Consider the following 19,834-nt stretch of genomic DNA (forward strand, 5'->3'; position numbering starts at 1 on the left):
CGTCGCTCCAGGCCCAACGCCAACAGGCCTTCCGCCAGCTCACGCTAGCGGAAGAAAAGCAGGTCCACTTTCAACAGGCAGCGTGAGGCGTCTTTGCACCAGGCCAGGACGGTGCCCTACCCACAGAAGGTGGCCTCACAAGTCCCCAAGACGTTGTCCTGGGCGCGGAGGGGCATCTGTATTTCTCGGAGACAGGTTCTGGTACTACGTCGCGCGTCCGGCGCATCCGGACGGTGCTGTCTGGGTTCAGTGCCGTCGGTGACCTTGTCCTCGCTTCCACAGACGGCAGTGAGGTGTATATCTTCAGTCCGCAAGGCCGCCATCTGCGCACGGTGAACACCCTCACCAACAGTGTGGTGCATAGCTTTGGCTATGACAGCAGCGGCAAACTCACTACCGTGACCGACGCCAATACCAACGTCACCACCATCGCCCGTGATGCGAACGGCACGGTCACGGGGATTACGGGACCGTATGGCCAGAGCAACAGCATCACGCTGGATGCTAATGGCTATTTGGCCAGTATCACCAATCCCAACGGCGAGACGACGAGCTTTAGCTACACGGCGGATGGCTTACTGACCAGTGCGACCCCACCAGGGAAACCCGCCTCGAACTTCCAATATGACAGCAAAGGTCGTCTCACCCAGACCAGTGATCCGGCTGGCGGTGGCGAGACGCTGACGCGGACCAACCTCGCTACTGGCTATCAAGTCAACAGCACAACCACAGGCGGCCAGTCGAGTACCTACAAAGTCGAGTTCTTGTCCGATGGCCAACAAAAGCGGACCAACACCATGCCCGATGGGACGATCGAGACCACACAGATTCGTACCGATGGCAGTCAATTGGTGACCCAGTCGGATGGTATCACGCAGAACGTTGGTATTACTGGTGATCCACGCTTTGGTTTGCAGTCACCAATGCCGACCTCCTTGGCGGTCAATACGCCAGGTGGGAAGAACGGAACCCTGACCAATGCACGCACCGTGAATCTCAGCGATCCCAACAATCCACTGAGTCTCACCAGTCAAACGGATACCGTTGGCTTCAATGGCCGCACTGCGACCCGGACGTATAATGCCACGACGCGGACCAGTACCGAGACCTCACCGGCAGGGCGGATACGGACCACGACCGTGGACAGCCAAGGCCGTGTGAGTCAACAACAACAAGGTACCCTTGCGCCGACGGCATTCAGCTATGATGCACGGGGGCGCTTGGCCTCACGCAGTCAAGGCGGGCGCAGTACCAGTCTGACCTATGACACGCTGGGTCGTCCGCAGACGATTACCGATAGTGCCAGTCGCACCGTGCAGTTCCAGTACGATGCGGCAGGCCGCGTGACCCAGCAGACCTTGCCGGATAACCGCGTGATTACCTACAGCTATGACGGCAATGGCAATGTCACCTCGATTACGCCACCTGGGCGACCCGCGCATAGCTTTACTTATACGCTCGTCGACTTAGAGAAGGATTATCTGGCGCCAGCGATCAGCGGTGGTGGCACTAACACAACCACGTACACGTATAACGCTGACAGACAGGTCACGGGCATCACGCGGCCTGATGGCCAACAGATCACGCTCAGTTATGCAGGCGGCAAGCTGGTTAATCAGACGTTCCCCACCGGCGCTGTTGCCTACGGCTACAATGCCCAAGGGAATCTGAGTTCCGCGAGCTTCTCCGGTGGCGGCAGTGTGAACTACACCTACGATGGCAGTCTCTTATTGAGCAGTACCTGGAGTGAACCCGTCGCTGGGAGTGTTACCTGGACGTATGACAACAACTACCGCAAGACCAGTCAGAGTGTGAATGGTGGCAATACCATCAACTTCACCTATGACAACGATGATCTGCTCACTGGCGCAGGTGCGATGACGCTGACCCGTGATGCGCAGAATGGCTTGCTCAGTGGCACCACGCTCGGCACGACCACGGATGCCATGACCTACAACAGCCTGGGCGAAGTGGCGACCTCCACGAGTAGTATCAGCGGCAGTCCGATCCTCAGCCAGACCTACACCCGTGACAGCCTGGGCCGGATCAGTACGAAAACGGAAACGATCCAGGGCACGACCACGACCTATGGCTATACCTACGACACGGCGGGCCGATTAACCGAAGTGAAACAGAATGGACTCACCGTGGCCACATACGCGTATGACCAGAATTCCAACCGCACGAGTAAGACCGGGACCACGGGGACACAGACCGGCACGTATGACGATCAAGACCGCTTGCTGTCATACAACGGCGCCAGTTACAGCTATACCGCTAACGGGGAGTTGAGTAGTAAGACGGTGGGCAGTGCGGTCACCAGCTACAGTTACGATGCGCTCGGGAACTTGCGCAATGTGACCTTACCGACTGGTGCACAACTCGGCTACGTGATCGACGGTGAGAACAGGCGCATCGGCAAGATGGTGAATGGGAGTCTTGTCCAAGGCTTCTTGTACGAGAATCAGTTGGAGCCCATCGCCGAGCTCGATGGCAGTGGCAATCTCGTCAGCCGGTTTGTGTATTGTGGCTGTGGGGCCGGGAACATTCCCCAGTACATGGTGAAAAACGGCGTGACCTATCGGATCCTCAGTGACCATCTCGGCAGCCCACGCTTGGTCATCGACAGCACAGCTGGCGCCATCCTGCAGCGGATGGATTACGATGAGTTCGGGAATGTGATCCTGGATACCAATCCCGGCTTTCAGCCCTTCGGCTTCGCGGGCGGGATTTACGATCGCGATACCGGCCTCGTCCGACATGGCGCGCGGGATTATGATCCTGAGACCGGGAGGTGGACGGCGAAGGACCCTCTACGATTCGATGCTGAAGACATCAATCTATACGGCTACGTGCTCCAAGATCCGGTCAATCTGATCGATACGAATGGAATGGGTCATGGTGGTGGCCCATGGCACCCGCCAGCTTTCGTGAAAACGAGCTGCAAGGAGAGCGATTTGTGTCCTATCATAAAGGCAAAGATGTGGATTCTTGACCGGATGATTAGATCTCATCAGGGATGGGATTGGACGCTGCCCTCACCACGTGGAGGAAACAGACATGCGGATGAAGATATCCCTGCCCTATGGAAACAGTACGCCAATTGTGAATGGCTTTGCCTCAAGAAGTGTAACAACAATTCCGGACCGAACTCTTCTCAGGTAATGAATCGGATACTGCCTCTTGTTGCTCTGGGCTTCGCTACTCTGGGGACAATGTTTGGCGTTGCGGCTTTGACTCGTCGTTAACATGAGGTCGAGATGGGTAACTCAACTCTTGATGAGATTGTTGCCGAATTGATGCTAACCTCTGATAAAGTGTCTCCTATTCTTCATGACCAAGTGAAAGTCTGGATGAAGACGGATGATATCGAAGCATTAGGTGCCCTATATGAATTGCTCACAGAGAAGCGATTCTATACACGTATCCAACCACCTCTCCAATTTGACGATTACCATTCGTTTATCTTGCAGTATTATGAACGTTGTTTACGAGAGGATCCCGATGGAAAGTGGAGCAATTCACGATATTCCGCTGGAGGGGATTTAGTCGGGTGGTTTATAGGGCTCTGGCGAGATTCTTCCGTGCCTCGGTCGGCATTGCTGGAGTTAAAAGAATGGCTGGCGAAACTGTATAAGCAAGGAGATGAAAAACTACGGGTTTGCCTAATCACTGCGACTCTTGAGCATCTCTTTCAGGATCGGAAAATTGCGAAATACTTCGCAGATTGGAGGAAGGATACTATCCTTGCTGATGCCTACGATGAAGCTTTAGGATACGCAAATCATCTGAGGAAACAATAAAAGTAGCCGGGTGCCGCGGGCAGTTGAGCTGCCCGCGCGGGTCGGGGATAGATGCGATGAATATGGGAAATAGGGGACGTTGTTGAATTTGTTGACTTCTGCTGAAAGCCCTGGCGACGTGTTCGCTTGTGTTCTCGTCTTCACTCCCTGTTCCGTTGCTGTTGGCGGACAGCTCTGACGAAGGCGGGAGGCTCGACGATTTGGATGGTGTGGAAGTGTTTGAGGGTGAGGAGATGGGGATCACGGGAGACGATGTAGTCGGCCTGACCTTCCAAGGCCGCCGCCAAGAACTTGTTATCGGTGGGATCCATGGTGAGACGATCGGTGACGTACAAGTCTTGCGTCAGAATCGCTTTACGGTACGCCATCTGCACGAAGCGACGTAAGCGGTCCGGGGCATTGGGAAAGCGGCGTTGGAGATGGGGCGAGGTTAAGACATGGGCGAGTTCGCGCAGCAGAGCGGGCGAGGAGATCAACAGAAACGCTTGCGCAAACCACAAGTCTTGCAGTGTGGCCGTGAGCGTCCCGCGGCTGAACAGCCCGCTGAGCACCACATTGGTATCAAGCACGGCCCGTAGTCGCCTAGCGGCGCGTTTTGGGTTGCCGTTGGGTGCTCTCACGCCGCACCGCCTCCACTGCCTCATCGACAATCTGATCAATCTCTGCTGCCGAATACTCTGCGGCACTCTGGCGAAACTCCTCCACCAGCGCCCGCATCTCCGTGGTCCAGGCCGCATCCTGCTGCGTGCGGGAGCCTTCGGACAGCGTTTGTTTGAGCCGGAGATATTCGACAAAGTCGAGTACCTCTTGTTGTAAGGGGGCCGACAAGGCTTGGACCTGTGCTTGAATCTGTTCGAGGGTGGTCATCGGGACGTCTTCTCCTTTCGCTCGCGGTGGCCAGCACCGCGTCACGTCATGAACTCCCGCCGTGTCATGACGACGGAATCTCGATGCTCAACGCTTCCCACACCGTCGTCATCGGTGCTTCCTTCGCGGCCTGCTCGCGATAGCTTTCGAGCAGCAGTTCCACGGCCTCCTTGACCATCGCTCGTGCCTCGGGCATCGTCTTGCCCTGGGTCACCGCGCCGGGTAACTCCGGCACCGTGGCCATGATCCAGCCCTCTTCAATCACTTGATACACGACAGTGTAGTCGCGTTGCATACCTTCTCTCTCCATTACCGCGCTGTTTGTTGCGCCACGAGTGCTTCGACCACTTCAATAATCTTCTGCTGTTGATGGCGGGGGAGCTGCGAGACTTGCTCAAACGCCCGTCGTGCTTTCCCCGCTGGGCCAGACGTCCGAGGAGTTGCGGGCTCCCGGCCTAAGAGAAAGTCCGCTGAGACATTCAACGCATTGGCCAACGCCATCAATTGATCGGCGCGCAGTGCAACGGGTGCCCGTTCCCAATGGCTTAAGACGCGTTGGGTAATGCCGAGCGTACGCGCGAGTTGTTCTTGGGTGAGCCCCGCCACGTGACGGGCATGGGCGAGCCGATCGCCAAAGGCGGAGCGGGTGTGTTTTGCGGGACGTCCTGCAGGCATGAAGGCAGTATACACACATGCCGGAGGAATATACGGGACGGGTTGCATAATTAGCTATAATATGTATAAAACACCCGCACGTCAAATTTTTTCGCTGACCGCACGAGGGGCAGAGCATGGCGCGGATTCCAGACGCAGCATTGGAGCGACTCAAACGCGAGCACAGCATCGAGCAACTTGCCACCGCGCGCGGCATTGTTCTGAAACCCTCGGGCACGAATCTCCTGGGCCGGTGTCCGTTTCATGACGATCATGCGCCGAGTTTGAGTATCGACCCCATCCAGAATCTCTGGCACTGCTTTGGCTGTCAGCAGGGCGGGGGCGTGATTGACTGGGTGATGAAGAGTGAAGGCATCTCCTTTCGGCATGCCGTCGAACTGCTGCGCAGCCAGGACACAGCTTCTTCTCCAGTCACTCCCAATGCTCGCATTGTCAAGCACTCGCGCACGACGAAGCTCGCCGTCCCGCTCCCTGCCGAGGCCGATGCGCAGCAGTGGGCGCAGGTGGTGATGGAGGACTATCACGCGACGTTGAAAGACCGTGCGCCGGAAGGGAAAGCGTACTTGGCCAGACGCGGTCTGTTGCATGACGAGTTGATCATGACGTTTAAGCTGGGCTTTGCCAATCGCACGCTGGGCTATCGGTTGCCCCGGATGCAAACCACGGAAGGCGCGGTGATTCGTGGGACGCTGCAACAGCTGGGTTATCTGCGTCCCAGTGGACATGAACACTTGCGGGGCTGTCTCACCGTGCCGATTCTCGATGCTAATGGCAATGTCACGGAGATGTATGGCCGGCGCATCACCCATACGCGGACACCGGACCAACCCGTGCATCTCTATCTCCCTGGCCCACATTAGGGCGTGTGGAATCTGGCGGCCTTCACTCACAGCGCAGAACTGATTCTCTGCGAAGCCGCGTTCGATGCGCTGACGTTCTGGGTGCACGGCTTTCACCATGTCACGTTCAGTTACGGCGTCGAGGGCTTTACGCCTGATCATCTCACGGCGTTGCAGCACCACAACATCCAGACACTCTTTATTGCCTACGATGCGGATACTGCCGGTGACCGTGCGGCAGAGAAGCTTGCAGCCCAACTGATGCTACGGGGCATTGCGTGTTTGCGCGTGCAGTTTCCCACGGGCATGGACGCCAATGAATACGCACTGAAGACGCCGCCTGCAGCAGAGAGTCTGGGCAAGCTCTTGGCGAATGCGGTGCCGATGGGAGTCGCTTCGCGCGTGGTCAGTCCTCAGTTGTCAGTGCTCAGTATCGAACAGCAGATAAGAGAACCAGCAGAGACAGTCTCACCCCCAGAAGCACGGTCAGCACAAGCAGCGGCTCTGTCTTCATCTGTGCAAGCCCCAAGCCCCCAGTCCCTAGCCCCAGTGGTGGCGGAGGTACGGGCGGAGGAAGTGGTTCTCACCATAGGTGACAGACGGTACCGCATTCGTGGCCTGCAGAAGAACACGAGCTATGAGCGGTTGCACGTCAATCTGTTGGTGGCCAAAGGGGACGCCTTCTTTGTCGATACGCTTGATCTCTACGCTGCCAAAGCGCGGGCGTGGTATCTCAAGCAAGCCGCCAGCGAGCTGAGTGTGTCCGTCGATGTCCTCAAGCACGATCTGGGACCGGTCTTGTTGCAGCTCGAAGCACTCCACGATCAGCACATCCGCCAGACCTTGGAGCCGAAGATCAAGGAAGTGACGCTCAGTGATGCCGAACAGACAGCCGCCTTAGAACTGTTGACTGATCCGCACTTACTCGACCGCATTCTCACGGACTTCCAGCGCTGCGGCGTAGTCGGCGAAGAGACCAATAAGCTGGTGGGCTATCTCGCCGCCGTCTCGCGCTTGCTCGATAAGCCACTGGCCGTGCTGGTGCAAAGCTCGTCCGCGGCAGGCAAGACGGCGCTGATGGATGCCGTTCTCACGGTCATGCCCGACGAAGCGGTGGTAAAGTACTCCGCGCTGACTGGCCAAGCGCTCTTCTATCTCGGCGAAGGCGATCTGCGTCACAAGATTCTGGCGCTGGTCGAAGAAGAAGGCGCGCAGCGGGCAGCATACGCGCTCAAGCTGTTGCAGAGTGAAGGCGAACTCACCATTGCGTCGACCACCAAAGACCCACAAACGGGCGATCTCAAGACCAAGCCCTATACGGTCCAAGGGCCGGTGATGCTGTTTCTCACCACCACGGCAGCGGAACTCAATGACGAGTTGCAGAATCGCTGTCTGACGCTCACGGTCAATGAAGACCGGGAACAGACCCGGGCCATTCATCGCCAACAACGTGAGCAGTACACGCTCGATGGCGTCTTTGCCAGTGAGACGCGACAGGCCATTCGTGCACTGCATCAGCATGCGCAGCGCTTGCTCCAACCCTTGCGCGTGGTCAATTGCGTATTTCACTCCAGGTCTGCCACTGATTTCACTCGAATCCTGCCACCCATTTCACTCCAAGTCTGCCACTGATTTCACTCGAATCCTGCCACCCTGGTAGGACGGGACCGCAAGGAGAGGTGGAAGAAAGGCGGCGCATGGTCCTTAAAGCGTTAGGCGGATCGGAAGATGTCTTCCTCACAAAGGAGACCGCCGATGCCAGCACCAAGGATCACTATGCGCAAGATTCGTGAGATTTTACGCTTAAAATGGGAACACGACTGCAGTGTCCGTCAGATTGCCGAGAGTTGTCAGGTGGCGCGGCCCACCGTGACCGAATATCTGGAACGGGCCACCGCGGCAGGCTTATCGTGGCCGTTACCGCCAGAGTTGGATGAAAGTGCCCTCGAACGGGTACTCTTTCCCCCGCGTGCTCAACCCGTCACGTCCCCGCGCGCCGTGCCGGACTGGGCCACGGTGCACCGGGAGTTGCAACGCAAGAGTGTGACCCTCTTGCTGTTATGGCAAGAGTATAAAACCCAGCATCCCACCGGCTATAGCTACACCTGGTTTTGCACCCGCTATCACGCGTGGGCCAAGCATCTTGATGTGGTGATGCGCCATGAGCATCGCGCGGGTGAGAAAGTGTTTATCGATTATGCCGGGGAAACCGTGCCCGTCCAAGATCCCCGCACAGGGGAGATTCGGCAGGCGCAGATCTTTGTGGCGGCCTTGGGGGCGAGTTCCTACACTTATATTGAGGCGACGTGGACACAGAGTTTGCCCGATTGGATTGGCTCGCACGTCCGCATGTTCGCGTACTTTGGTGGGTGTCCCGAAATTCTCGTCCCCGATAATATTCGGAGCGGTGTCACGGCCGCGCATCGCTATGAGCCCGATCTCAATCCCACCTATCACGAGTTGGCCACGCATTATGGGGTAGCGGTCATGCCTGCGCGCAGTCGCAAACCCCGCGATAAAGCCAAAGTGGAAAGTGCCGTGCAACTGGCCGAGCGCTGGATTCTGGCGCAACTCCGACATTGCACCTTCTTGAGTTTAGCGGAACTCAATGCGGCCATTGATAACGCCCTGACGGTGCTCAATCACCGGGAGTTCCAAAAGCTTCCTGGCTCGCGGCACAGTCGGTTTCTGACGGTGGACCACCCGGCGTTACGGCCCTTACCGCTGTTGCCCTATGAATATGCGGAATGGAAGAAAGCCACCGTCCACATCGATTACCATGTCGAAGTCGATCACCACTATTACTCCGTGCCCTATACCTTGGTGGGCCAACGGGTCGACGTGCGGCTCACCACCAATTGTGTGGAGTGCTTCCATAAGAGCCAGCGGGTCAGTAGTCATCGCCGCTCCTCCCTGCCGGGCCAGCATACAACCGTCACGGAGCATATGCCGCAGGCCCATCAAGCGTATGCGGAGTGGACGCCTGAGCGGCTCGTGCGCTGGGCGCAACAAAGTAGGCCAGCCACGGCACAACTGGTGACGGCGATTCTGATCTCCCGCGCCCATCCGCTGCAAGGCTTTCGCTCGTGCTTAGGGATTATGCGGTTAGGCAAAAGCCATGGCGATGAGCGGCTGGAAGCGGCCTGTGCGCGGGCACTGGCGTTGCAAGCGCACAGCTATAAGAGTGTGGCGTCGATTCTGCGCCATGGCCTCGATCAGCAACCGCTCTCGCCCGATCGCGTCAGTCCCCCCTCCATTCGCCATCCCAACATTCGCGGGCCCCACTACTATCACTAAAGAAAGGAACTCTACATGTTACGCCATCCGACCCTGGAGAAACTTCACACCTTACGCCTGACCGGCATGGTTGCGGCCTTTCAGGAACATTTACACCTGCCCGAGGTGAATACGCTGAGCTTTGAGGAGCGCCTCGGCTTACTCGTCGATCGGGAACTGCTCGATCGCGAAAACCGTCGCTTGCAAAGTCGGCTGCGCCAAGCTAAGCTTCGCCAATCGGCCACATTAGAAGATCTCGACTATCGCTCACCACGGGGCTTAGACAAAACCTTACTCACCACGCTGGCCACCACCCACTGGGTACAGGACCATCACAATGTCTTAATCACCGGCGCGACCGGAGTCGGCAAAACCTGGGTCGCGTGTGCCTTGGCGCACACGGCCTGTCGGCAAGGGTATCGCGTGCTGTATCTGCGCGTGCCCCGCTTGTGGCGCGAACTCGCGATCGCCCGCGGCGATGGCCGCTATCCCAAATTCTTGGCCTCCTTAGCCAAGCTGGATTTACTCGTGCTTGATGACTTTGGCTTAGCGCCACTGACCGATGATCATCGCCGCGATTTCCTCGAACTCCTCGAAGATCGGCATGGCGCACGGGCCTCCATTATTACCAGCCAACTGCCCGTCGACCACTGGCATGAAGTGATTGGCGAACCCACGCTGGCCGATGCCATCTTAGATCGCCTGGTCCACAACGCGTACAAAATTCCCCTGAAAGGAGAGTCCATGCGTAAACGCGCGAACAAATTGACAACCACTCCCCAAACCGAGTAACACTAGTAGACACAACTTCGGACCTGCGTCGCTACGCTCCGACTCCTGCGGACTCGCTCCCAGGGTGGCAGCCTTCGTGTGAACCAGGTGGCAGCCTTCGTGTGAAACACCTGGCAGAATTCAGTGAAATACGCAGTCAATCCCTACGCGCGTCAGCTCACCTTCCTCGATGCCCAGACCCGGACCCGCAGAGATCACGAGAAGTATCAAACCCTCATTGCCAGTCTCGCGTTACTGCATCAGCATCAACGCCCCCTGCAAACCATCACCCGGCAGGGCACCACCGTGCAGTATGTGGAAGTGACGCGGGAAGATATCGCTATCGCGAATCGGCTGGCCAACGAGGTCTTTGGCCGCACGCTCGATGAATTGGCTCCGCAAACGCGGCGGTTACTGGGACTGCTCGATCAGGTGGTGCACACAGAATGTGAGCGGCTCGCCATCCAGCGCCCAGACTATCGCTTCAGCCGCAAACAGGTGCGCGACTTCCTCGGGTGGAGTTATGATCAAGTGCGCGTGCATCTCGATCGGCTGGTGGAATTGGAATATCTCCTCGTGCATCGCGGCCAACGTGGCCAGAGCTTCGTCTATGAGCTCCTCTATCGTGGCGAAGGCCAGGACGGCGCGCCCTTTGTGCTGAGCTTAGTGGATAGCACACGGCTGCAGGTCAGACCTACGATCCAAGGATTGGGGAAAGAACCAGAAAGTTTGGGGGGTGATAACCATGAGTTTGGGGAGTCATTGGGGCGTCAATTGGCCCCCACTTGGTCCCCATTGGGAGAGGAGAAACCACCACTTTCACCCACATCTGGCGCGGGCTCCAGCCCAATCACGCCAGAAACTGCTACAAACGCATATCTAGAGGATTCAACAGCGGCTGCATCGTACGTAGATGCCGTCGTAGATACACCAGCGACGCGGAGGGCGGGCCAATGCCCAGAAAGCCCACGGGTCCCGTGCCCCATCCTGCCGACGATCTGCGTGACCCACAGAGTTTGGCGGTCTTGCTCCATCGCTTTCTCGCTGCGCACACCGTCGCCAATGCCTCGCCGCGGACCTTGGCCAGTCGCCGTCTCCAACTGCGCGTCTTCATCGCCTGGGCGGCGACACGAGATCTTGCACGAGGCATTGAGATCACACGACAGCATCTCGAAGCCTATCAACGTCATCTCCATCACACGCTCACCGTCGATGGCCATCCGCGCAGTGTCTACACCCAGCATACCTATCTCGTCACGTTGCGCAGCTTCTTTCACTGGCTCACCAAACAGCACTATCTCCCCAGCAATCCCGCCTCGGAACTTACCTTACCAAAGCTGGGCAGTACCTTGCCCGTCGTCATCACCTCCAGTGAAGCCGAGCAGATTCTCAGTCAGATGGATCTCTCCACACCACTCGGCCTGAGAGATCGTGCCATGTTGGAAACCTTCTACTCCTCTGGCATTCGTCGCGCGGAGCTCTGTGGACTCTTGGTGCAGGATGTCGATGCCAGCCGGGGCACGCTGTTCATCCGCCACGGCAAAGGCAACAAAGCGCGCATGGTGCCGATTGGCGAACGGGCGTTAGCGTGGATTAGCAAGTATGTCGATGATGGTCGTCCAGAACTCGTCGGCGACACCGATGACGGCACGCTCTTTCTCATGCACGATGGTCGTCCGCTCACGCCCGATGCCGCCAGCCAACGCACGCGCTTCTATCTGCGCCGGGCCAAGATCGGCAAACATGGCGCCTGTCACCTCTTTCGTCACGCGATGGCGACACTGATGTTAGAGCACGGCGCCGATACCCGCATCATCCAAGCCATCCTGGGCCATGAGCGCTTGACCTCCACACAGATCTACACCCACGTGGCCATTGACCATCTCAAAGCCGTCCACACCGCCACCCATCCCGCTGCCCGCTTACGCCGCTCGTCCACTACCAAAGACACTGAGAGTGAGGACGATCTTGTCTCGCTCGATGAGGCGGATTCCTAATCGCTCACCACTCCTTTTCGTCACGCCCTCCTTTCCCTCCGCACGTCTCCAGCCTCGCCGTGCTGATCCGCTTCCCCTTGGCCCCGCCTGCCAGCGGGCGGTGACAGAAGTCCTTCTGTCAAGTGGCACGCGGGGAGCCGTGAGGCCATGTCTGATAACAACCCGTGTTATCAGATCATGCCGCGTGCCGCGTCGGCCCGCTGGCTGGCCGGGCCACGGGTTAGCGTTCGAGCACACGGCTTCGCTATACTGACCTGATGCTGGTGACGACGAGACAAGAGCATTGCTTCACGGCGTGGGGATTCTTGCCTGACCATACATCTGGCGAAAACGCTTTCGTTGGCGAAAACCGCATCGGGAGCGAGAGCGTTTTTACGGCGAAACTCGTGGCGGCGTTTGGCTACGATCCGAATTCCAACCGCCTGAGTCGGACCGGGACCACGGGCACGCAGTCCGGCACGTACGACGAGCAAGGCCGTTTGTTGTCATACAATGGCGCGACCTACGCCTATACCGCCAATGGCGAGTTGAGTAGTAAGACCGTCGGTAGTGCGGTCACGAGCTACAGTTACGATGCGCTGGGCAATCTGCGGAATGTGACGTTACCAAGTGGTGCGCAACTCGGCTATGTCATCGACGGCGAGAACCGGCGAGTGGGGAAGACCGTGAATGGCAGTCTCGTGCAAGGCTTTTTGTATGAGAATCAGCTCGAGCCCGTGGCCGAACTCGATGGCAGCGGGACTCTGGTGAGCCGCTTTGTCTATTGTGGCTGTGGCGCGGGGAACATCCCGCAGTACATGCTCAAAGGCGGGGTGACCTACCGCATCATCTCCGATCATCTCGGCAGCCCACGGCTCGTCATCAATATCACCAGCGGTGCCATCGTGCAGCGCATGGACTACGATGAGTTTGGCAATGTCATACTCGATACCAACCCGGGTTTCCAGCCCTTTGGCTTCGCCGGGGGGATTTACGATCGGGACAACGGCTTGGTGAGACATGGGGCCAGAGATTACGATCCCGAAACCGGCAGATGGACCAGTACGGATCCGATTAAGTTCCGAGGCAAGGATCTGAACTTGTATGGCAATGTGTTTACTGATCCGGTCAATGGCCTCGATCTGGATGGGCGTAGTTTCCTTGTTGGATTTGCTCTCAATGCAGGGTTTGCTCTTGGGGCTTTGATCGCCAATGATTTGCTCCTTCGTCCACTCGTACGTCAATGTAACCTGAGTACGAACCAAGTTCTTGGTTTAGGGATCTTAGAACTTCCAGTGCTCGCTGCAGGCAACACATTCGCTTCGGGAGTTGTCGGAGCGCTTCCAGCCCTTGGCCTTGGTGGGATTTTTGGCGTAGGCGCTGTTCTCGGGGCAGTGGCGGCAGTGGGTGGAATCGCGGTTGTAGTTTTTGCGCTCTCTGCTGGAGCCGGCGAGTGTCCTTAAAACGGAGAGCATGTGCTCACCTCGAACAAGGAGCATTCTTTGAGCGCTCTTTTTAAAATCAAACAGTCTATACAGTGGACACTGGGTGTGAGTGTAGTGAGCCTTGCCATTGTATTATGGTTTGGTGGAGCCCCAGACTGGGGTTCCATTATACTCGCATGTGTACTGGGGATCGGTAGTTCGGTGGTTATAGCACGTGGCTTCGTGTCTCCTATTCTGGAGCGGTGGCTGTCGAAGAGTGCAGGCGTTTTGCTCTTCGTAAGCTATCTTGGTTTCATTGCCCTTTATGGGTTTAATCTTGCACTTTTACGTTGGTTTCAATTTTGGACGATCGTAGCAGCTATTTGCTGCGGTCTCCTCCTTATCTATTCTCGTCGTCAACAGGGCTGACTACCAGAAGCCACAGGTAAAGCGTCTACCGGGACAATAGGGGACGTTGCAGGGAAGTTAGGGTTATAGCCGCGGAAGACCATTACTCGCAGCTTGGGAGTGGGAATAGGGGACGTTGCGGCATTAGTGGCCTGGCGTCCCTTGTTCACAGTCAGTGTGGTGCTGACTCAGGCGACCTTGAGGGGCGTAATGCGGGCGTACTCGGCCTTGTGGGCGGCGAAGGTATCCCAGACATCGACAGCTTGTTGCATGGTGAGCCAGAGATCGGGCGTGGTGTGAAACACGCGCGCCAAGCGATGGGCGACGTCCGGTGTCACCCCGCGCTTCTCCTGTAACAAGGCGGTCACCGTGTGTGGTGTGACACCCATGCGCTGGGCGAGCTGCGTGGCCGTAATCCCCGCTGCCGGTAAGACTTCCTCGCGTAAGAGCTCACCCGGATGGGTCGGGCGGCGTTTGCGTATCGTGTGCATCGGCTGTGTCCTCTTAATGATTATCTTCTAAATCGACATCGGCGGCTTTACCAGTGGCGAACGTAAAGGTGAGTCGTCAGTTGCCCGTCACCGTCACTGCCCAGGTCCCTTTGCGATCCCCCTTCAATGGATGCAGCCGAAAGCCCGGCAAGTCCATATCGTTGATCTCTTTGGCCGCATCAAGCGCGTCGAGTTGCCGCCGCAAGCGCGGCGCAGAGGCGGCTGGGACACCGCGCAAATCGCCGCGCTCAAACAACCGCTGTAACCCCTTGTGCCGGAAACTGACAATCATCCCTCATCGTCCTCTCATGCCCGTGCGTGCCGTTTGAGCCGTTCCCGTTCGACTAACACATCTACGAGCTGCCATACTTGCCGCTGTTCCTGCGGGCCGAGCTTCTCCAATTGCTGTAACCGCCGCTGCACGCGACTGTTGCTCGGCTTCCCGGTCCGCTTCGGTAGCGGTACCACACCGACCAAGACATCGACACTGACCCCTAACACCGTGGCCATCGCGGCCAACATCGTCGCGGGTGGATTCGCCTCCGGACTCTCATAGTAGGCAATCATCCGTTGCGAGACTCCGAGTTCTGCGCCTAAGGCCGCTTGCGTATAGCCCGCCGCTTTGCGCGAGGCTGCTAAGCGTGTCCCAAAGCTCTGCTGCATAGGTTTCTTCTCCTGCGCCATAGCCTGCTCCTCTCTCACCGGGAGCAGTATAGCGTAGGGTTGTGCGGGGGAAGCGTTTGGGCTTGCATGATTATACACCTAACTGTATAAGACCCTGTACCAGAAAACAACTACCCGAAGACCCATCGTCCCACCTTGACAGGTTTTACAGCAGGAGGGAGTTCAATGGCCCGCATTCCCGACGCAGAGCTAGAGCGACTCAAACGTGACGTCAGTCTTGAACAGCTCGCGAGCGCCCGTGGCATCGTGCTCAAACCCTCCGGCACGAATCTGCTGGGGCTGTGTCCGTTTCATGATGATCATGAGCCGAGTCTCAGTATCGACCCGGGACAGGGGAAGTAAAAGGGGGAAGGTCTTGCAATCGTACATCTGACAAAGAGTGATAGAGTCCAAATGTTGGAATGCAAGACCTTCCCCCAATCCTCGTCGTGATTACGATGCGGAGACCGGTCGATGGGCCGCCAAAGACCCCATCAAGTTCCGTGAAGATCGACAGTTCCTCGAACTCCAGAGCCGCCCGACAAATTTGGTTCTTGATTACGTATAGTTGTTTCGTATGACTCAGGATCGCCAACGTTTACTCTTTGTTATGGGGCTGCTGATCGGTGCCGTAACCGGCTTGCCTTTGGTCCTTTTGTGCCTCACGTTGGTTGGAAGCCCTTTCCAGCGTTCCGTAGTTTCACTTCCCGTCCCGCCGGGTGGAGCTTCGGTTTCTCCTCCAGTGGATAGGGGCAACGGTGGTTTATAGTGGGTAACTCCAAAATAGTCCGCAACATCATCGCCAATCAGCGCGCCTGCTGGCGCAGGGGTGAGTAATCCCATGGACACGATGCCTCGCACTTCCTCACCTTAATGCGCTCATGCCCGGCCAGAAAGGCACATTCGGGACGCGTTGAGTCCACCACACTATCGGGCGGAATATACGCAGCCAGTTGCCCATCTTGCCAATCGGCAGTCCGCACACAGCAGGTGTAACCATCGAAGATGCGGACAATCGATAAACTGTCGGCATTGGGGTGCGCTTCTAACTGCACCGGGACGACTTCGACTCTGTGCGTACTCTTCACCATAACAGTTTGTTCGTTCATCCGCATTTTCTTTTGTTCTGCTGCTCTAGTTCGGCAATCGCTGCTTGAATTGGTCGTTGATGCGCCCGCATGGTCGCAAAATGCTCTAGTCCTCGTGCGATTTGCTGTTCGCGTGGCTCATCCGCCGAACCATACACCAACGCTCCACACAGGCTCACTAGTCCTTTGGCGTTCTCGCTCGCTTGCTGATACAGCCGCATGCGTTCCTCAACTTCCTGCTCCACAAACTGCGCAAGCTCTGCGTCCGTTCTCTCCGCGAACGAGAGATCGACACCAGGGTACTGGCGAATGACTTCCCAGATGTGCACGGGAATCGGCACCATCACGCGGTTGTATCCAGCTTCAAACTGCACGCCTTCCAGTTCCAGATAGACCGCATCATCGCCGAAGACCTCATGATAGAAGTGGAAGGTGGGGCCATAAACAATAGTGGCTTTGGTTGACATGTCTCACCTCTACGGCATTTCACTCTACGCAGTGAAAAGAATAGACAACACCTAATTCGGCGGTCCGCCTTTCACTGTAGAAAAATTTACGCAGCGCGACCCGAAAATCCGTGTGCTTAGTTCAGATGATGCTGAATGGCTTACTGACGTAGTTCCTTGGTGGTTAATTGTCGTTTGGCGACGGCATAGCGCTCACCACTCGTGACAATCTCACAGCGTCGCACGTCATACACCCCACACCGCTGGCCGGTGTCACTTTGGCCATATCTGCACGCATACCCTTGGAAAGAAGACGTTCTCTCTCGTCGCAACAGCGGCAGAGCTGTTGCTGTTGAGGACTCTGGAGAAACGACCGCAACGAGAGAAGCAAAACCTGCCACGACATATTGTTTGCGCGGGCTGTTGTCTGCTCCCCGCCAACAACGCCCTCGGAATGCATTGAAAAAGCAAGTGTCGTGTGAGAAAAGTGAAACGGCGTCATGACAGCCGAAGGAGTGGCAGAAAAGTATGGCAAATCTCACGAGCGAACTAGCCCAGATACTGCAGAGGGTGCAGCGGCCTGGTGATTTTTATACTACCGACACGCTTGACCTGTTTGCACCCCGCCTGGAGGTCGCAGGCGTAGGCCCGATTGCCCTGCCACTGCTTCCGGCCCAGGCGCAGCAACTGATCGCCGTCGCCGAGCCAGCTCCGTACGGCCGAGGTGAAGCGACCGTGGTCGACCCGGCTGTGCGGCGGACCTGGCAGATCGCTCCCGAGCGGGTACAGATCAGCGGGCGGCACTGGAAGCAGACCCTGGCCGACATCGTGGCGCGGGCGACGAGCGGTCTCGGGGTGACTGAACCAGTCGTTGCCGATTTCTATAAACTCCTGGTGTACGACACCGACAGTTTCTTCGTGAATCATCGCGATACCGAGAAGGCCGCCGGGATGTTCGCGACCCTGCTCATTGTCCTCCCGTCGATCTATACCGGCGGGGCCCTGCTGGTGCGTCACCGCGACCGGGAAGTGCGGCTGGAGCTGAACTGCACGGAGGTCTCGCAAGTGGCCTTTGCCGCGTTCTATGCGGACTGCGTGCATGAGGTCCTCCCCCTCACTTCAGGATACCGACTGGTGCTTGTCTACAACCTGCGACGTCAGGGCCGTGGCCAACTACCGCACGCACCAGATTATGACACCGAGCAGGCCGAGGTGACGGCGCTGTTACGGCAGTGGAGCGCCGGGAAAGAAGCGGCGGATGACGACGCTCCTGCAAAGGTGCTCTACCCGCTGGAACATGCCTACACGCCCGCAGAACTGGCGTTTGCCGCGCTGAAAGGGGCGGATGCAGCGGCGGCGGCAGTGCTCGTGGCCGCTGCATCTGCCGCTGATTGCGACCTACACCTGGCGCTGGTCACTATCGGTGAAAGCGGAAGCGCCGAATACACAGGGTACTCCGGGTCGCGTCGTCGCCGGTGGGCAGCGGATGATGAAGACGAAGAGGATGATGAGGACTTCGAGATCGGTGAGGTCCATGATCGGACCGAGACCCTGTCCGATTGGCGCCATCCTGACGGCAGTCAGCCGACGCTAGGGCCCTTGCCCTTTACGGAGGACGAGCTCTGTCCGCCCGAGGCATTCGAAGAGCTGGAGCCCGACGAACAACATTTCCACGAGGCTACCGGGAACGAAGGCGCTTCCTTTGTGCGCACCTATCGGCGCGCGGCCCTGGTGGTGTGGCCGCGGGCACGGCGGCTTGCCGTTCTCAACCAGGCGGGGCTGACGGCGACACTGCCTTATCTGACTGGGCTGACCGAACGCTGGGCCGCGAGTGGCGAAGGTCTTTCTTCCGCCTTGTGGCGTGAGGCCCACGAACTCGCTGGTCACATGCTGGAGACGTGGCCACGGCAGGTCGGCTGGTCGTATGGGAAGAACGATACGCCCGGGAATACCACCACACTACTGAATCTGCTGAGCCAGTTGCAGGATACCGCACGGATCGACACCTTTCTGGATATCCTTGCCACTGCAGCCCTCAGTAAGGGCGACAACGCTGCGATTGTCCAAGCTGCCAGTCTCTTATCGCCAAAGCGTGCTGCGGTGTTGATCAAACACATCATTAGTAGCCATGCCGCAACGAACCTCAGCGCCTGCGCTGACCTGCTCGCCCGGAGCGTTGCTGCATCAGTTCCCAGGGGCGCGGTGAACCTCCGCGGCGCTGCCACCGCGTTGGTAGAGGCGTTGCCGGGCGACCCGGCTCGTGCACCGCAGCGCGACCCCTGGATCCGCGCACTCCCTGTAGAACCCGGCAGCCTGATTGACCTTGTGACCGCGCTAGGCCAGATCGACGCAGCTCTGGCGAATCAGGTGGCGGACCATATCCTGGCTTGGCCCAAGACCTATGATCCCGATGCGGTACTCATCCCAACCGTTCTGGGTCTGATCGGCACGACAGCCCCCAAGGCCCAGGCGGCGATACAACGCCTGCGCAGCGCTGCTCTGGAACATTTGCGTGCCCGGATCGCCACACCATTGGAGCCGCCGCGCGATTGGGCGCGAGCGAGCAAGATCGCGTGTACATGTGCGCATTGTCGCGAACTCAGCACCTTCTTGAAAGATCCCAAGCAGAAGCAGTGGACGCTGAAAGCCCCAGAAACTGGGCGCCGTCACGTCGAGGACTCGATCCGGCGCCACGGGTGTGATCTGGACGTGATGACCAACCGCCAGGGCCGTCCGTACAGCCTGGTGTGTACGAAGAATCAGGCGAGTTACGAACGGCGGGCCCGCCAGCGACAAGAGGACCTCGCCCATCAAGCGCGGCTTCAGGTCTAGCCGAACACGGCTTTTGGATCGCCTGGGTCCTTCACTCATTAACGTTCTAGGATGCTAGACGAAGCTCTACGCGGCGCCGGAGCTTGATGCCTAAAACGCGAGCGACCTCAGTCACGCGTCCCAGGCTTGCCGATCGATACTCCGTGGCGTAAGCGGTGATTGAACGGCGTTCTTTCCTCACACGAAGAGAGGTGCAAGATAGGCGCACCCGTGCCAGACCAGGGACGGGAATTAGGATCTCTCTAGAGGAGGAACATATGCAGCTGAGTAGTAAT

At 57.8% G+C, this 19,834-nt stretch carries 20 protein-coding genes; 10 read left to right on the plus strand and 10 right to left on the minus strand.

Annotated elements, in window-relative coordinates; all coding sequences use genetic code 11:
• Positions 1-233 precede the first annotated feature (233 nt).
• Together FJ147_19150 and FJ147_19155 are read left to right on the plus strand one after the other, a co-directional pair.
• Positions 234-3,248, plus strand: coding sequence for an RHS repeat-associated core domain-containing protein (locus FJ147_19150; protein MBM4257996.1), 3,015 nt, complete (start codon positions 234-236; stop codon positions 3,246-3,248).
• A gap of 12 nt (positions 3,249-3,260) precedes the next feature.
• Positions 3,261-3,803 carry a hypothetical protein gene (locus FJ147_19155; GenBank protein ID MBM4257997.1) on the plus strand — a complete coding sequence of 181 codons (543 nt, stop codon included), beginning with the start codon at positions 3,261-3,263 and terminating at the stop codon, positions 3,801-3,803.
• A gap of 140 nt (positions 3,804-3,943) precedes the next feature.
• Here the strand turns inward: FJ147_19155 and FJ147_19160 are convergent, their stop codons facing one another.
• From FJ147_19160 to FJ147_19175, 4 genes are all read right to left on the minus strand, one after another.
• Positions 3,944-4,540 carry a putative toxin-antitoxin system toxin component, PIN family gene (locus FJ147_19160; GenBank protein ID MBM4257998.1) on the minus strand — a complete coding sequence of 199 codons (597 nt, stop codon included), beginning with the start codon at positions 4,538-4,540 and terminating at the stop codon, positions 3,944-3,946.
• The gene (locus FJ147_19165) at positions 4,386-4,715 is read right to left on the minus strand and encodes a DUF2281 domain-containing protein (protein ID MBM4257999.1); all 330 of its coding nucleotides are present in this window, start codon (positions 4,713-4,715) and stop codon (positions 4,386-4,388) included. Before FJ147_19165 ends, FJ147_19160 begins: the two co-directional genes overlap by 155 nt.
• Before the next feature lie 19 nt (positions 4,716-4,734).
• Complete coding sequence (locus tag FJ147_19170) at positions 4,735-4,914, minus strand: type II toxin-antitoxin system HicB family antitoxin (protein MBM4258000.1); 180 nt, start codon at positions 4,912-4,914, stop codon at positions 4,735-4,737.
• A gap of 65 nt (positions 4,915-4,979) precedes the next feature.
• Positions 4,980-5,393 (minus strand): helix-turn-helix transcriptional regulator, encoded by a 414-nt coding sequence (locus FJ147_19175; GenBank protein ID MBM4258001.1) that lies wholly within the window; start codon positions 5,391-5,393, stop codon positions 4,980-4,982.
• A 68-nt stretch (positions 5,394-5,461) separates the two neighbouring features.
• On the opposite strand from FJ147_19175, the gene FJ147_19180 reads away from it, so the two are divergent.
• From FJ147_19180 to FJ147_19205, 6 genes are all read left to right on the plus strand, one after another.
• Positions 5,462-6,205 carry a hypothetical protein gene (locus tag FJ147_19180; protein ID MBM4258002.1) on the plus strand — a complete coding sequence of 248 codons (744 nt, stop codon included), beginning with the start codon at positions 5,462-5,464 and terminating at the stop codon, positions 6,203-6,205.
• 3 nt (positions 6,206-6,208) lie between these two features.
• Positions 6,209-7,816 (plus strand): toprim domain-containing protein, encoded by a 1,608-nt coding sequence (locus FJ147_19185; protein MBM4258003.1) that lies wholly within the window; start codon positions 6,209-6,211, stop codon positions 7,814-7,816.
• 144 nt (positions 7,817-7,960) lie between these two features.
• Positions 7,961-9,481 carry an IS21 family transposase gene (locus tag FJ147_19190; GenBank protein MBM4258004.1) on the plus strand — a complete coding sequence of 507 codons (1,521 nt, stop codon included), beginning with the start codon at positions 7,961-7,963 and terminating at the stop codon, positions 9,479-9,481.
• A 15-nt stretch (positions 9,482-9,496) separates the two neighbouring features.
• Positions 9,497-10,252, plus strand: a complete 756-nt coding sequence (locus FJ147_19195) for an AAA family ATPase (protein MBM4258005.1) — start codon at positions 9,497-9,499, stop codon at positions 10,250-10,252.
• A gap of 932 nt (positions 10,253-11,184) precedes the next feature.
• Complete coding sequence (xerC, locus tag FJ147_19200; GenBank protein MBM4258006.1) at positions 11,185-12,228, plus strand: site-specific tyrosine recombinase XerC; 1,044 nt, start codon at positions 11,185-11,187, stop codon at positions 12,226-12,228.
• A 257-nt stretch (positions 12,229-12,485) separates the two neighbouring features.
• Positions 12,486-13,670, plus strand: coding sequence for a hypothetical protein (locus FJ147_19205; GenBank protein ID MBM4258007.1), 1,185 nt, complete (start codon positions 12,486-12,488; stop codon positions 13,668-13,670).
• A 557-nt stretch (positions 13,671-14,227) separates the two neighbouring features.
• On the opposite strand, the gene FJ147_19210 is transcribed toward FJ147_19205, so the two are convergent.
• The 3 genes from FJ147_19210 to FJ147_19220 all read right to left on the minus strand — a co-directional run bounded on the left by FJ147_19210 (position 14,228) and on the right by FJ147_19220 (position 15,214).
• Positions 14,228-14,530: a HigA family addiction module antidote protein gene (locus FJ147_19210; protein ID MBM4258008.1), complete on the minus strand. Its 303-nt coding sequence runs from the start codon at positions 14,528-14,530 to the stop codon at positions 14,228-14,230.
• A gap of 76 nt (positions 14,531-14,606) precedes the next feature.
• Positions 14,607-14,822 carry a Killer protein gene (locus tag FJ147_19215; GenBank protein MBM4258009.1) on the minus strand — a complete coding sequence of 72 codons (216 nt, stop codon included), beginning with the start codon at positions 14,820-14,822 and terminating at the stop codon, positions 14,607-14,609.
• A 14-nt stretch (positions 14,823-14,836) separates the two neighbouring features.
• Positions 14,837-15,214: a helix-turn-helix transcriptional regulator gene (locus tag FJ147_19220; GenBank protein MBM4258010.1), complete on the minus strand. Its 378-nt coding sequence runs from the start codon at positions 15,212-15,214 to the stop codon at positions 14,837-14,839.
• A gap of 165 nt (positions 15,215-15,379) precedes the next feature.
• Between FJ147_19220 and FJ147_19225 the strand changes: the two genes are divergently transcribed.
• Positions 15,380-15,556 (plus strand): hypothetical protein, encoded by a 177-nt coding sequence (locus FJ147_19225; protein MBM4258011.1) that lies wholly within the window; start codon positions 15,380-15,382, stop codon positions 15,554-15,556.
• A gap of 443 nt (positions 15,557-15,999) precedes the next feature.
• Here FJ147_19225 and FJ147_19230 read toward each other — a convergent pair whose 3' ends face one another.
• The 3 genes from FJ147_19230 to FJ147_19240 form a co-directional block, all read right to left on the minus strand.
• Complete coding sequence (locus FJ147_19230; protein MBM4258012.1) at positions 16,000-16,302, minus strand: hypothetical protein; 303 nt, start codon at positions 16,300-16,302, stop codon at positions 16,000-16,002.
• A complete protein-coding gene (locus FJ147_19235; protein ID MBM4258013.1) occupies positions 16,299-16,748 on the minus strand; it encodes a hypothetical protein in 450 nt (149 codons plus the stop codon). Before FJ147_19235 ends, FJ147_19230 begins: the two co-directional genes overlap by 4 nt.
• A 140-nt stretch (positions 16,749-16,888) precedes the next feature.
• Entirely contained in the window at positions 16,889-17,128 is a 240-nt protein-coding gene (locus FJ147_19240; GenBank protein MBM4258014.1) for a hypothetical protein, read from the minus strand.
• Between the two features lie 127 nt (positions 17,129-17,255).
• On the opposite strand from FJ147_19240, the gene FJ147_19245 reads away from it, so the two are divergent.
• Complete coding sequence (locus FJ147_19245; GenBank protein MBM4258015.1) at positions 17,256-19,559, plus strand: 2OG-Fe(II) oxygenase; 2,304 nt, start codon at positions 17,256-17,258, stop codon at positions 19,557-19,559.
• The last annotated feature ends 275 nt before the right edge of the window (positions 19,560-19,834 follow it).

This window comes from Deltaproteobacteria bacterium (genome assembly GCA_016874775.1).
Classification (GTDB): domain Bacteria; phylum Desulfobacterota; class Binatia; order Bin18; family Bin18; genus VGTJ01.

Bases quoted from the DNA above. Each gene is read 5' to 3' on its own strand.
- FJ147_19220 (MBM4258010.1), bottom strand. From the start codon at position 15,214: ATGGCGCAGGAGAAGAAACCTATGCAGCAGAGCTTTGGGACACGCTTA.
- FJ147_19170 (MBM4258000.1), bottom strand. From the start codon at position 4,914: ATGGCCACGGTGCCGGAGTTACCCGGCGCGGTGACCCAGGGCAAGACG.
- FJ147_19210 (MBM4258008.1), bottom strand. From the start codon at position 14,530: ATGCACACGATACGCAAACGCCGCCCGACCCATCCGGGTGAGCTCTTA.
- FJ147_19235 (MBM4258013.1), bottom strand. From the start codon at position 16,748: ATGTCAACCAAAGCCACTATTGTTTATGGCCCCACCTTCCACTTCTAT.
- FJ147_19205 (MBM4258007.1), top strand. From the start codon at position 12,486: ATGCTGGTGACGACGAGACAAGAGCATTGCTTCACGGCGTGGGGATTC.
- FJ147_19195 (MBM4258005.1), top strand. From the start codon at position 9,497: ATGTTACGCCATCCGACCCTGGAGAAACTTCACACCTTACGCCTGACC.
- FJ147_19190 (MBM4258004.1), top strand. From the start codon at position 7,961: ATGCGCAAGATTCGTGAGATTTTACGCTTAAAATGGGAACACGACTGC.
- FJ147_19180 (MBM4258002.1), top strand. From the start codon at position 5,462: ATGGCGCGGATTCCAGACGCAGCATTGGAGCGACTCAAACGCGAGCAC.
- FJ147_19215 (MBM4258009.1), bottom strand. From the start codon at position 14,822: ATGATTGTCAGTTTCCGGCACAAGGGGTTACAGCGGTTGTTTGAGCGC.
- FJ147_19155 (MBM4257997.1), top strand. From the start codon at position 3,261: ATGGGTAACTCAACTCTTGATGAGATTGTTGCCGAATTGATGCTAACC.
- FJ147_19245 (MBM4258015.1), top strand. From the start codon at position 17,256: ATGGCAAATCTCACGAGCGAACTAGCCCAGATACTGCAGAGGGTGCAG.
- FJ147_19175 (MBM4258001.1), bottom strand. From the start codon at position 5,393: ATGCAACCCGTCCCGTATATTCCTCCGGCATGTGTGTATACTGCCTTC.
- FJ147_19160 (MBM4257998.1), bottom strand. From the start codon at position 4,540: ATGCGGCCTGGACCACGGAGATGCGGGCGCTGGTGGAGGAGTTTCGCC.
- FJ147_19230 (MBM4258012.1), bottom strand. From the start codon at position 16,302: ATGAACGAACAAACTGTTATGGTGAAGAGTACGCACAGAGTCGAAGTC.
- xerC (MBM4258006.1), top strand. From the start codon at position 11,185: ATGCCCAGAAAGCCCACGGGTCCCGTGCCCCATCCTGCCGACGATCTG.
- FJ147_19225 (MBM4258011.1), top strand. From the start codon at position 15,380: ATGGCCCGCATTCCCGACGCAGAGCTAGAGCGACTCAAACGTGACGTC.